Below are 12,835 nucleotides of genomic sequence, written 5' to 3'. Positions count from 1 at the left end.
GCCAATGTAAGGAGTCGGTATGGTCGGGGCTGAGCCCGTCATTGAGAAGCACCGCTGGTTATCACCGGTCTGGTTGCTGCCCTTCATCGCCCTCTTGCTGGCGGGAGGCTTTCTCTACCAGCAGTGGACGAGCAGTGGTCAACTCATTCGCATCAACTTTGCCCAGGGCAACGGTATCTTGCCGGGCAAGACCCAGTTGCGCTATCAGGGGGTCGCCATCGGCGTGGTCCAGGAGCTGGAACTGGCACAGGATGGTCGCAAGATTGCGGTGCTGGCCAAGGTGGACAGCCGTGCCCGCTCCCTCATACGCAAGGGCTCCGACTTCTGGCTGGTGAGTCCGAAGGCGTCACTGACCGAGATCTCCGGCCTGGACACCCTGGTGTCCGGCAACTACATCAACCTGCAACCCGGACGGGAGAACAACCCGCTGGAGGATGAGTTCGATGCCCTGGATGGCCCTCCCCCTGGTTATCAGGCCCAGGGGCGAACCCTGCACCTGACAGCCGATTCTCTGGGGTCGGTGGGCATCGGTGCCAAGATCTATTTCCGCGGGCTGGAGGTGGGCAGTGTCATCAACACCCGTCTTGGGGAAGAGAACCAGAACGTGATCCTGGATCTGGTGATCGAGCCGCGCTTCGAGCACCTCGTCAAGGCGGATACCCGCTTCTGGAACATCAGCGGCATCAAGGGCTCCTTCAGCCTGGCTGGCGTCAGCGTGGAGGCGGGCAGTCTCACCTCCATCCTGAGCGGCGGCATTGCGTTTGACTCCCCCAAGGATTCTCCCGTGGCGCAAAAGGGGGTCAACTTCATCCTCTACAAGGGGCTGGCCGAGGCCGCCCGGGGTGAGCGCATCACCATCCAGGCGGGGACTCTGCCCATCAAGGAAGGGATGCCCATCCTCTATGAGGGCATCGAGATTGGACGCATCGACCCCATTCGCCTCACCGAACAGGGGCGGAGCGTGACGGCCCTCATCAACCCCGAGCAGGCGTTCCGGGTGACCGGCAAGAGTCGTCTGGTGTGGGAGACGGTCTCTCTCTCCCCTGCCGGGATCAAGCATGCGGATCGCCTGCTGGCCGGGCCCGCCATTCGTCTGGACTATGAACCCGGTAAACGGGTCAACACCATGACCCTGGAGAGCCAGGCACAGCGCGGCGGCATCAAGCTGACCCTGCAGGCAGAGGATCTCGCCGGTTTGAGCGAAGGGGCTCCGCTCTGGTTCAAGGGGTTGCAGATAGGTCAGCTCGGGGCACTGACCCTGGATGCCGGCGGCAATGCCAGTGTCGAGTTGCTGGTGAACGAGCGTTATCGCCATCTGCTGCAACGGGCTCGCTTCTATCGCGCCGCCCCCTTGCAGGTGGAGGCGGACCTCAGCGGTATCAAGGTGGAGACCAGCCCGGCCAGTGCCTGGTTGGCGGGGGGCATCAAGCTGGTACAGGCCCCGAAGGGTGACAGGATTGACCGCCTCTACCCCAGCCAGGAGCTGGCCCTGCTTGGGAGCCGCCATGCCAAAGCGGTCAGCTGGACGCTTCGTGCCGCTCAGGCTGATGGGATCGGTGTGGGCTCCCCCGTCCTCTATCTGGGACTGGAAGCGGGCAAGGTCAAGGCGCTGGATGCCGATGATCGCGGGGTGGCCATCACCCTGGAGATCGATGCCATCTATGCTCCTTTGCTCAAGCAGCAACCTCAGTTCTGGAAGAAGGCCGCCATCGACGGCAAGATCCGGCTCGACGGCGTGCAGGTCAAGATGGGGAACCTCGCCACCCTGCTGCGTGGTGCCATCGAATTCGACAAGCTGGGGACAGGTCGCAGCAGTCATCAGCTCTTTGACAGCAAGGAGCAGGCAAGCTCCCAGGTGCGTACCCTCACGCTCACGGCGGATCACAACCCGGGTCTCGGGGTCGGCAGCCCCATCCGCTATCGCGGAGTGGACATCGGCAAGGTGGAGCAGGTGGAACTGGATCCGACCCTGGGCCAGGTAAGCTTCAAGGCCGAGCTGAATGAGCAATATGCCGCGCGCTTCCTGCAATCCGGGGCGCGCTATGCACTGGTGCAGGCCAAGGTCGGGCTGGGAGGCGTTGCCCACCTCGATACCCTGATCAAGGGGGCCTTTGTGGAGGCGACACCGGGCCGAGGGGCTGGCAAGGAGACCTTCCCCTTGAGCCAGAGTGGCCCCGCCGGTCTTGCCCTGACCCTCAAGAGCCCCTCCGTCGATGGCATCAGCGTGGGCAGCCCCCTGCTGTTTCGCAAGATGGTGGTGGGCAGCGTCACCGGCGTGACCCTGGCCCGGGATGGCAGCGAGGTGCTGATCGATGTGAATGTGGATGGACAGTACGCCCATCTGATACGCGCCAACAGCCGGTTCTGGAATGTCTCCGGGGTCAAGGCCGATATCGGGCTGACCGGTGGCACCATCGAGGTCGAAACGGTGCAAAGCCTGCTGGCGGGCGGGATTGCCTTCAATACGCCGGAGCGGGAGATGGGCGCGACCGTCAAGGCGGGCCATCGTTATCCGCTTCATGCCAAGGCAGAGAAAGAGTGGCTGGAGTGGAGTCCCCGCATCTTGCCCTGAGTTATTCCCCTGCTCGTCAAAAACCGGCCTTGTGCCGGTTTTTTTATGGCCTCATGGACTCTCCCATCAAGAAGGGCGGCGCACTGTGGTAAGATGTCGCCCCTCATTTTGGGTCAGCGAGATTGCGCCGTGCACGACAACACCTACCTCCCCGATCACTTCCTGCGTCACATTGCGGAGTTCATGCCATCCCATCTCTCCATGGAGGCATTCGTGGCGAGTTGCCGGCAGCCGCTGCGGCGCAGCATCCGGGTCAACACCCTCAAGATCACGGTATCCGAGTTTGTCGCCCGCATGGCGCCGCTTGGCTGGCAGCTGGATCCCGTGCCCTGGTGTGAAACCGGCTTCTGGCTCACCCGCAGTGATGAGAGCGTCCCCCTTGGCAACACGGCCGAGCATCTGTGCGGCCTCTTCTATATTCAGGAAGCGAGCTCCATGTTGCCGGTGACGGCGCTCTTTGCCAGTGAGCAAACCAGAGGGGATGGCATGTTGCTGGACGCGGCCGCCGCCCCTGGCTCCAAGACTACCCAGATCGCGGCGCTGATGGAGAACCGCGGCATGCTGATCGCCAACGAGTTTTCCAGCAGCAGGCTGAAAGTGCTGAGCGCCAATATCCAGCGCTGCGGTGTGACCAACGTCGGCATGACCCATTTCGATGCCAAGGTCTTTGGCCAATGGCTGCCTGAAACCTTCGACGCCATCCTGCTCGACGCCCCCTGCTCCGGCGAGGGGACGGTGCGAAAAGATGAAGACGCGCTGCGCAACTGGAGTCTCGAGAGCATCGACGAGATTGCCGCGGTGCAGCGTGGCCTGCTGGAGAGCGCTTTTCACGCCCTCAAACCCGGCGGCGTACTGGTCTACTCCACCTGCACCCTGAGCCTGCAAGAGAATCAGGCCGTCTGTCAGTCGTTGCAGGAGAAGTTCGGTGATGCCTTCAGCTTTGACTCGTTGGCCGATCTCTTTCCGGGAGCGGAGAAAGCCTGTACACCGGAGGGATACTTGCACGTTTGGCCCCAGATCTTCGACAGTGAAGGATTTTTCGTCGCCCGGTTGCGCAAGCATCACTCCGTGCCCAACACCATGTTCAAACCGGGCAAGCTCGGCAAGTTCCCCTTCTCGCCGCTGCCAGAGAAAGAGGCTGGCCCCATGCTGCGGGAGATTGAAGGGAATTTTGGCATCGTGCCCCATGGCCAACTGTTTGGCCGCAATGACGAGATCTGGCTCTTCCCTCACGCCTTCGAGCAGGTACAGGGGAAGCTGCGCTTCGATCGCATCGGCATCAAGCTGGCTGAGACCTTCAAGAAGGGATATCGATTGACCCATGAATGGGCTCTGGCTTACGGCCATGAGGCGAGTAAGGGATGCGTCGAGCTGGATGCCTCCAATGCCCGTGAATTCATGATGGGACGAGATGTCTGGCCAGAGCAGGATGCCGGGACTGGGGAAGTGATCGTTCGTTACCAGGGGCACCCGCTCGGCATGGGGAAATGGGTGGGGAGTCGCATCAAGAATGCCCTGCCCCGGGAGCTGGTACGGGATAACAACCTGTTCAATGCGTGAGAGTGGGGTCGCTCGAGCAAAAATAGCGCCTGTTCGAGTCTGAAAAACCCCCACTCTGGTTGAACTTTTATCCGGTTCTTGAAATGCCTAGAGCCTTGTCTAAGCTTAAGGCTATCTGCATACCAGTTAGCGCACGGCTCTGCAAGGAGCCAATTCCCCTATGCCAGGTACAAGGAATTCGTACCTGGCTTTTTTTGTCTTCCTTTTTCAATCACGCCGGTTCGATACCATCGTCTATTCGAGTATGTCTGCCGACTCGGGGATATCGCTCTGCTGCGCGTTGGTCGTTTGTTGCAGTTCGTGCTGATAGAGCAGATCGATTGCCTGCTCGATGATGGAGGCCTGACTGTCTTCCAGTTGTTGCCCCAGCATGGCCAACCTCTCTGCATGACGATTGCTTATCCAGCATTGCAACCGGCTGTGGGTTTCCTGCTTGCGCTTCACGTGCTGGCGCTGCCGTTCGGCATTCTCTTGCGCAGCGCTTTTCTTCAATTCCTGGCTATCGTGACCTTCCGACATGTCTACATCGTGAATGTTATCTCTCATTTTTCATTGGCATCTTCTACGAAAGTAAATCGGATTACGACTCTCCCACCGTTATGATGTCTGTGGAGGACGACATGAATATATCACCAGATCAACAGGATATCATTTAACATAAAAAATGGAGAGGCGCGGTTCTCTATAACAACCCATCCAGGGCGTGATCGGAGAACTTGTGGGCATCGTCGAAATATTCCTGCAAGGTGCGCATGTCCTTGTGTCGGGTCACCTCGATGATCTTGTTCATCGGCTTGCCCGCCGTCACCGCCGAGGTGATGAACCCCCGCCGCAAACTGTGGCCACTGACGTGGAGATCGTCGATGGCCTGGCCGGTTCGCCGCTTGATCATCAAGTTGATACCTTGCGGCCCCAGGGGATCTGTCATCAGCTGTCCCCAGCGATTCATTCGACGAAACAGGGGGCCTTCAGCAATCCGGCTTTTTTTCAGCCATTGTTGCAGTGCAGAGACCGGGCAATACCGGGTTCCTGGAATGAGTGCTATCTCCGATTCATGGAGCTGATGTTTGCTTGGTTTGAGACAAAGGCGTATCCCCTGCCCCACAAACTGCACGTCATTCACCTCGATCCTGGCCGCTTCCGATCGACGCAAGGCGCCACTGAACATCAGGAGCAACAGGGTGTAATCTCGAAGCCCAGCCAGGTTGCTGGTGTCTATCTCGTCCAATACGCAGGCCAATGGTTTCAGGGTCAGCGCCCCCGTTTTGCGTTTGCGGTTATCACCGAGCCGTACTATGCCCCGCATCATCTCCTTTATCTCCGCATGCTCTGTCGGCATGGGGTGGATCCCCTTCTGCTTGAAGGCATAACGAATGCCGGCAAGCCGTCTTACCAGGGTGGCCGGTTTGCGAGGTTCCCCGTTGCGAAGTTCCCCCTTTCCTTCTTCCTTGTCCAGCCAGACCCAGTTGGCCAGGATGCCGTCGGCCTGATCCGCCAGAAAATTCATGATGTCGTGATGTGTTGTCTGCAAGGGATCCAGCCCATGGAGTTGGCACCAGGAGACAAAGATACGGGTATCTGCCTGATAGGCATTGAGGGTGGAGTCGGCTTTAGCGCTGCGCAGGAAGCGTCTTGCCCGGCTGTTCAGCTGAGGATCGAAGACGCTTTGCAAGGATTGCTGAACTGGGTTTTGAAGGCTTGGGTAGTTCACTTAACTCTATGATTTAAAGCGGAGTTTCGGTGGATCTTACAGGATCATTCAGATCTATCAAGTATCGATAATGAATATTATCGATACTTATGAAGACTGCTTTAACCCATTTCAGCTCCCTCATTGATTCCTCAAGCACTCTGTCATCCCTGCTCCGTTTTATCAGGTGCTGGCGATTTAATCTCGTCAGCACCCACCATACAAAATGAGAGATAACAACTTGGCATGATTGTTTTTGGATGGATCATGATAGTGCAAATTGTCATAGTAAAACGCCCCGCTATGCGGGGCGTTGTCTGTTATCGCTTTGCCAACTTGAACAACTCGAAGAAATTGTGGCTGGTGGCCTCCGCCAATTCAGCGAGCGGAATCTGGCGAAGATCCGCGATAAATTGGGCAACGTCGCGAACAAAGGCCGGCTCATTCTCCCTCCCCCGGTGCGGAACCGGTGCCAGATAGGGAGAGTCGGTTTCAACCAGCAGTCGCTCCAGGGGCAACGCCTTGACCACGGCCTGCAGGGCTGAGGCGTTCTTGAAAGTGGCTATTCCCGAGATGGAAATATAGAACCCCATGGCCATCGCGGCCTCGGCCATTTCGAGGGACTCGGTGAAGCAGTGCAGCACTCCGCCCACCTGTTCGGCCCCCTCCTCTCGCATGATCCGCAGCGTGTCTTCCTGGGCATCCCGGGTGTGGATGATGAGCGGTTTGTTCAGTGCCCGGGCTACACGAATATGTTCGCGGAAAGAGGCTTGCTGTACATCCTTGTTTTCCGGTGAATAGAAGTAGTCGAGCCCGGTTTCGCCGATGGCCACCACTCTCTCATCGGCCGCCTGAGTCAGCAGCAAGGCAGCATCCACCCCGGGATCCTGATTGAGCGGGTGGACACCGCAGGAGGCAAACACCTGGGGATAGGGAGCGATGGCCTCCATCATGGTCGGGAACTGGGCCTGGGTCACACTCACGCAGAGAAAATATCCCACGCTCTGCTGCGCCGCCTTGGCCAATACATCGGCCATGTCGGTCTGCTTGGAGCCATAACTCAAGCGATCGAGATGGCAATGGGAATCAACGAGTAACATAGACAACCTTGTTTATAACCAGCGATTGAGCCAGTTCATCAAATGGATGGTGGGATTGGAAAGCTGCCCTGGCTGACAAGCCTCTTTCAGCATAACCAGCTGCTGTTCGGCTTCCAGGAGCCGTTCGCTGGAGTGTTTCTCTGCCAGTTGCTGGCTGAGTGATGCAAGATCCGGCATTGCCAGTTGATGATGGCCGCAGCCAGCCTGAAGCTTGAGGGCATCACACAGGAAGAGCTGCAACCAGTGCAGCCGGACCTGAGTATCCTCGGCCAACTGGGCACAGACATTCGCCGCACGGGTGGGGGCCGATGCCAGCGAGACAAATCCGTCGAGCAATGCCCGTCTGGCATCATCTTGCTGTGCTTCGATGTAGCTCAGCACCCGCAGCGGCGCACCCTGGCAGATCCGCACCTGGGCCTGGGTGGCCTGATGGCCCTGCTCGGCGAGCCAGGCAAGGGTCTCCCCCTCAGAGGGGAGCTGGCAGACATGCTTGTGACAACGGCTCAAGATGGTGGGGAGCAGGCGAGATACCCGGGATGCGATGAGCAGCAACAGACTGTCGCCAGCCGGCTCTTCCAGCGTCTTCAGCAAAGCATTGGCGGCAGACTCCGTCATGCGCTCCGCCTCCTGAATGATCACCACCTTGCCGCGACCGAGCTGGGATGTGCTCTGGAGGCGGCTGCAAATCTCCCGGATGGCTTCGACACCTATGGTCTTGCCCTCGGGCCCCAGGGTGCCAAGATCCGGGTGATGCCCCTTCTCAAACAGTTGGCAGGAGTGGCACTGACCGCAAGGCTCACCTCGTTGTGGATGCTGACACAGGTGCAGTCGCGCCAGTCGCTCTGCAAGCTGCTCCTTGCCAAGACCGGGATCGCCTAGCAGCAACCAGGCGTGCCCGAGCCGTCCGGCCCGGGCCGTCTCGCTCAGGGCATGCCAATCCGGGATCAGCCAGGGATACATAGCCCCTCGCTTGCCAGATAATGCTCAAGGGCAGCCTCGATGGCGGCTTTGACTTGCGCCGGGGGCAACCCGGCATCGATGACCTGGATGGAATCATCGGCGGCCGCCAACTCGAGGTAACGCTGGCGGGTACGTTCAAAGAAGCCGATCTGCTCCAGCTCAATCCTGTCCAGCTCGCCGCGATGGCGGGCCCGCTGCAGGCCGATGGCAGGATCGATGTCCAGATAGAGCGTCAGATCCGGCTTGAAATCCCCGAGGACCGCCCGTTTGATGGCGCCGATGAGGTTCGCATCGATGCCGCGGCCACCCCCCTGATAGGCCTGGGAGGAGAGATCGTGGCGATCGCCCACTACCCAGATGCCGTCTGCCAAGGCAGGCTTGATCCGGGTCTCCACCAGTTGTACCCGGGAGGCGTACATCAACAGCAGCTCGGCCTCGACTGTCAGGCGCTCGTCGTGCACTTCCTTGACGATGGCCCGCATGCGTTCCGCCAGCGGCGTGCCGCCCGGCTCCCGGGTGCACTCGATCCGCGCAACTCCGTGGGCTTGCAGATAGTCGGTCACATAGCGCACCGCAGAGCTCTTCCCTGCCCCTTCCAATCCTTCAATCACGATAAATTTAGACATTAGGGTTTCTTCAATATGTATTCACGCACCGCCCGATTGTGTTCATCGAGGGTCTTGGAGAAGTAGTGGGCACCGCCCCCCTTGGCAACGAAGTAGAGATAGTCGGTCGATTTGGGGTTGAGCGCCGCCTCGATGGAGGCCTTGCCCGGCATGGCGATGGGCGTCGGAGGCAGACCGTCGATCACATAGGTGTTGTAGGGGTTCACGTCGGTCAAATCGCTGCGGCGAATGTTGCCATCGTACCTCTCCTTCACCCCGTAGATGACGGTAGGGTCGGTCTGCAACTTCATGCCAAGGCGTAGACGGTTGACGAACACAGAGGCAATCTGGGCTCGTTCATCCGGTTGGCCCGTCTCTTTTTCGATGATGGAGGCCATGATGAGCGCCTCATAGGGTGTCTTGTAGGGCAGATTGGCCTGACGCTTCTCCCAGGAAGCCTCCAGGAACGTTTTCATGTCCTGATAGGCGCGGCGCAGGATGGAAAGATCGCTGGCATGAGTGGTATAGGCGTAGGTTTCCGGCAGGAACCACCCCTCCAGCTTGCCATTTTCGATGCCGAGTTCCTGAGCCAGCTCGGTTTCGCTCTGCTCCAGAGTCAGGCGCTCCAGATAGGGGGCGCTGGAAAGTTGCTTCAGCCAATCCTCAAAACGGGACCCTTCGACAAAGGTCAGGCTGAAGTGAAACTCCTTGCCGGAAGCAAAGAGAGAGAGAGTCTCCTTGAGCGGCGCCCCTTCCTTGATTTCATAGGTGCCGGACTTGATGGCCACCAGTTCGGGATGACCGCGCAACCAGAGGCGCACCGCCCAGGGGCTGGTTTCCCCCTCTCCCAGTTCGGCAATCAGGCGCGCCGCATGGGCGCCTTTTTCGACGGTAAAGAGGCGGGTTGGCCCCTTGTTGGTGAGCGTCTCCACCTGTTGCCACTTGTGATACACGTACCCTCCGGCAACGGCGACAGAGAGTGCCGCCCCCGCGAGCAGGGTGTAAAGCCGATTAAACTTCAATGACCAAGCGCTCCTGTAAACGGCGGATCAATACCGGACTGGGATAGTGCATATCCCCGATGCTGGTGACCGGGACAATCCCCATCAGGGTATTGGTCAGCCAGACCTCTTCCGCCTGCCAGAGTGACTCCAATGGAGCTTCAACGACACGCAGTTCAATGCCCATCTGTTTAAGCATCGTCATCACGCGCTTGCGCATGATGCCATCGATCCCGGCGCGGGTGAGATCCGGTGTGAACACCGTCCTGCCGCGACGCCAAAACAGATTGGCGCTGACCCCTTCTACCAGAAATCCCCGGCTGTTCAAGACTATACCTTCGACCCCGCCGCGCGCAGCAAGTTCGCGCTTCAGCATCACTTGTTCGAGGCGCCCCAGCGTCTTGAGACCGGCGAGCATGGGACTGTCCCCAAGATGCTGCTGGCATACCAAGGCATTGATGCCGGTTTGCTGCCAATCATGATAATGCTCAGGATAAGGTGCCAAAGAGACGATGCGAGTGGGCGTGTCACAGCCTGCGCCGTCATATCCCCGCCCACCGGCGCCCCGGGTCAGCATTATCTTGACGACAGCCTGTGCCTGCCCAGAAGCCAGCTGCGCCGCCTCGTCGGCAAGCAGGTCCCAGGAGTGCTCACCAAAACCAAGCCGGGCGTTGGCATGTTGCAGCCGGGCCAGATGGTCCTGCCACCAGAGTACCTTCCCTTCCCTCACCAGCATGGTGGTGAAATGACCATCACCGTATGCCAGCCCACGATCCCTGGCTGACAGTGTTTCTGTGGGTATTCCATTAATCAGCAAGGGGATCCCTCCGATAAAAAAGGCCCGATACTGCCGTATCGGGCCTTATCATTCGCCCAGAGCGAATTATACGCGTTTGAAGATCAGGGAGCCATTGGTGCCGCCAAAACCGAAGGAATTGGAGAGGGCATATTCGAAGCTGCCAGCCTTGGCAACATGCGGCACCAGATCCAGGTCGCACTCATCATCCGGCTTGTCCAGGTTGATGGTGGGAGGCACCATCTGGTCACGCAGAGAGAGCACAGTGATGATCGCCTCGATGGCGCCAGCCGCACCCAACAGGTGGCCTGTCATGGACTTGGTGGAACTGACCATCAGGGCGCTGGCATGGTCACCAAACACCTTCTTCATGCCGCGCAGCTCTGCCACATCCCCAAGGGGCGTGGAGGTACCGTGGGCATTGATGTAACCGATCTGCTCGGGTGCGATGCCAGCATCCTTGATGGCGTTCTTCATGGCGCGTGCGCCACCATCGCCGTCCGAGGGAGGGGCCGTCATGTGATAGGCATCCCCGCTCATGCCAAAGCCGACCAGCTCGGCATAGATCTTGGCGCCGCGGGCCTTGGCATGTTCATACTCTTCCAGCACCAACACGCCGGCACCGTCGCCCAGCACGAAACCGTCGCGATCCTTGTCCCAGGGGCGGCTCGCCTTCTGCGGTTCGTCATTACGTGTGGAGAGCGCCTTGGCAGCGGCAAAGCCGCCCATGCCCATGGGGGTGGAGGCTTTCTCGGCACCACCGGCAACCATCACGTCCGCATCGCCATAGGCGATCATCCGGCCAGCCATGCCGATGGCATGGGTACCCGTGGTACAGGCGGTAGTCACGGCGATGTTCGGGCCCTGCATGCCTTTCATGATGGAAAGATGACCGGACACCATATTGATGATGGTGGACGGAACGAAGAAAGGGCTCAGCTTGCGAGGGCCGCCATTGATGAGGCTGCTGTGGTTCTGCTCAATCAGACCCAGACCGCCGATACCGGAGCCGATGGCAACGCCTACCCGCTCCGCGTTCTCTTCGTTGATGATCAGGCCGGAATCTTCCAGGGCCTGAACACCCGCCGCCACGCCATACTGGATGAAGAGATCCATCTTGCGGGCTTCTTTGCGGTTGATGCCGAACTCTTCGGGGTCGAAATCCTTGACCAGGCCTGCGAAACGGGTTGCGAACTCGCTTGCATCAAAGTGGTCGATGAGGGAAATGCCGCTCTGCCCGTTGAGCAGGGCTTGCCAGCTGGATTCGGCAGTGTTGCCTACCGGGGAAAGCATCCCCAAGCCGGTCACCACGACTCTGCGTTTTGACACTGAGGTAGTCTCCGAGAGGTGTTTTGAAAGGGGTAAACATAAAAGAAGCGGCCCTTGGGCCGCTTCTTTCAGAACAGGAACTTATTCCTGATTAGCGGTGATGTAGTCGATAGCCGCTTGAACAGTGGTGATCTTCTCGGCTTCTTCATCAGGAATTTCGGTATCGAATTCTTCTTCCAGCGCCATTACCAGTTCAACGGTATCCAAAGAGTCAGCGCCCAGGTCGTCGACGAAGGAGGCAGCGTTCTTCACGTCTTCTTCTTTAACACCCAGTTGTTCGATGATGATTTTCTTTACGCGTTCTTCGATGTTGCTCATGACCTGAATTTTCCTTTAAAAATACGCTATTGCGTCTGGTTGGGGTAGTGTATTCAATTGACGTGAGTTTGCAAGTGACTTGCCGCTGGTCAAACCACGAAATTCGCCAAACTTCGGCGTATTATCGCAAATTTGAACAGAACTCACGACAAATTGATTACACCATGTACATCCCGCCATTAACATGCAGGGTTTCGCCGGTAATATAGGCGGCATCATCCGATGCCAAGAATACCACAGCGGCAGCAATTTCTTTCGGATCGCCCAAACGGGCAGCAGGCACCTGATTCATGATGCCGGCGCGCTGCTCTTCATTGAGCGCCTTGGTCATGTCGGTCTCGATGAAACCGGGAGCAACCGCATTCACCGTGATGCCACGAGATGCCACTTCACGGGCCAGCGACTTGGTAAAGCCAACCAGACCAGCCTTGGCAGCAGCATAGTTGACCTGACCGGCGTTGCCCATGGTGCCGACCACGGAACCGATGCTGATGATGCGACCGTTACGCTTCTTCATCATGGCACGCAATACCGGCTTACTCAGACGGTACAGGGAGGTGAGATTGGTGTCGATGATCTCGTTCCACTCGTCATCCTTCATCCGCATCAGCAGGTTGTCGCGGGTAATGCCGGCGTTGTTGATCAGGATGTCGATGTCGCCAAAACGCGCCTTGATGGCGGCGAAGACGGTTTCGATAGATTCCTGACTGGTCACGTTCAGTGCCATGCCGCAGCCTTGTTCACCCAGGTAAGCACTGATCGCCTCGGCACCGCTCTCGCTGGTCGCGGTCCCCACGACTTTGGCGCCACGAGCAGCAAACATCTCCGCAATCGCACGACCAATGCCACGGCTGGCGCCAGTGACCAACACAACCTTATCGGTAAAACTCATGACTTGCTCCTG

Annotated in this window: 12 protein-coding genes; 2 read left to right on the top strand and 10 right to left on the bottom strand. The window is 58.6% G+C overall.

All coding sequences use genetic code 11. From position 1 onward, the window contains the following. Window positions 1-19 precede the first annotated feature (19 nt). Together PG879_RS11955 and rsmF are read left to right on the top strand one after the other, a co-directional pair. The gene (locus tag PG879_RS11955; RefSeq protein ID WP_010674752.1) at window positions 20-2,572 is read left to right on the top strand and encodes an MlaD family protein; all 2,553 of its coding nucleotides are present in this window, start codon (window positions 20-22) and stop codon (window positions 2,570-2,572) included. 129 nt (window positions 2,573-2,701) lie between these two features. After that, on the top strand, window positions 2,702-4,132 hold the full coding sequence (rsmF, locus tag PG879_RS11950; protein WP_029314541.1) for a 16S rRNA (cytosine(1407)-C(5))-methyltransferase RsmF: 1,431 nt from the start codon (window positions 2,702-2,704) through the stop codon (window positions 4,130-4,132). Window positions 4,133-4,366: 234 nt separating this feature from the next. Here rsmF and PG879_RS11945 read toward each other — a convergent pair whose 3' ends face one another. From PG879_RS11945 to fabG, 10 genes are all read right to left on the bottom strand, one after another. Then, window positions 4,367-4,651: a RepB family protein gene (locus PG879_RS11945; protein ID WP_041201618.1), complete on the bottom strand. Its 285-nt coding sequence runs from the start codon at window positions 4,649-4,651 to the stop codon at window positions 4,367-4,369. 163 nt (window positions 4,652-4,814) lie between these two features. Beyond that, entirely contained in the window at window positions 4,815-5,843 is a 1,029-nt protein-coding gene (locus PG879_RS11940; protein ID WP_143237541.1) for a tyrosine-type recombinase/integrase, read from the bottom strand. A 299-nt stretch (window positions 5,844-6,142) separates the two neighbouring features. After that, window positions 6,143-6,922, bottom strand: coding sequence for a TatD family hydrolase (locus tag PG879_RS11935; RefSeq protein ID WP_042863871.1), 780 nt, complete (start codon window positions 6,920-6,922; stop codon window positions 6,143-6,145). A 12-nt stretch (window positions 6,923-6,934) separates the two neighbouring features. Next, on the bottom strand, window positions 6,935-7,882 hold the full coding sequence (gene holB / locus PG879_RS11930; RefSeq protein WP_042863870.1) for a DNA polymerase III subunit delta': 948 nt from the start codon (window positions 7,880-7,882) through the stop codon (window positions 6,935-6,937). After that, on the bottom strand, window positions 7,867-8,508 hold the full coding sequence (gene tmk / locus PG879_RS11925) for a dTMP kinase (protein ID WP_042017643.1): 642 nt from the start codon (window positions 8,506-8,508) through the stop codon (window positions 7,867-7,869). Before tmk ends, holB begins: the two co-directional genes overlap by 16 nt. Then, window positions 8,508-9,509 (bottom strand): endolytic transglycosylase MltG, encoded by a 1,002-nt coding sequence (gene mltG, locus PG879_RS11920; RefSeq protein WP_029314535.1) that lies wholly within the window; start codon window positions 9,507-9,509, stop codon window positions 8,508-8,510. Before mltG ends, tmk begins: the two co-directional genes overlap by 1 nt. Next, window positions 9,499-10,305: an aminodeoxychorismate lyase gene (pabC, locus tag PG879_RS11915; RefSeq protein ID WP_182721850.1), complete on the bottom strand. Its 807-nt coding sequence runs from the start codon at window positions 10,303-10,305 to the stop codon at window positions 9,499-9,501. The genes mltG and pabC overlap by 11 nt, the downstream gene beginning before the upstream one ends. Window positions 10,306-10,371: 66 nt before the next feature. Further along, window positions 10,372-11,613 carry a beta-ketoacyl-ACP synthase II gene (fabF, locus tag PG879_RS11910; RefSeq protein WP_010674743.1) on the bottom strand — a complete coding sequence of 414 codons (1,242 nt, stop codon included), beginning with the start codon at window positions 11,611-11,613 and terminating at the stop codon, window positions 10,372-10,374. An 81-nt stretch (window positions 11,614-11,694) separates the two neighbouring features. Continuing rightward, entirely contained in the window at window positions 11,695-11,931 is a 237-nt protein-coding gene (gene acpP / locus PG879_RS11905; RefSeq protein WP_005300909.1) for an acyl carrier protein, read from the bottom strand. A 157-nt stretch (window positions 11,932-12,088) separates the two neighbouring features. Beyond that, window positions 12,089-12,823, bottom strand: coding sequence for a 3-oxoacyl-ACP reductase FabG (fabG, locus tag PG879_RS11900; protein ID WP_010674742.1), 735 nt, complete (start codon window positions 12,821-12,823; stop codon window positions 12,089-12,091). Between the last annotated feature and the right edge of the window lie 12 nt (window positions 12,824-12,835).

The organism is Aeromonas sp. QDB63, from assembly GCF_027707425.1.
GTDB classification, from domain to species: domain Bacteria; phylum Pseudomonadota; class Gammaproteobacteria; order Enterobacterales; family Aeromonadaceae; genus Aeromonas; species Aeromonas caviae.
This window is presented reverse-complemented; position numbering and strand designations above follow the sequence as displayed.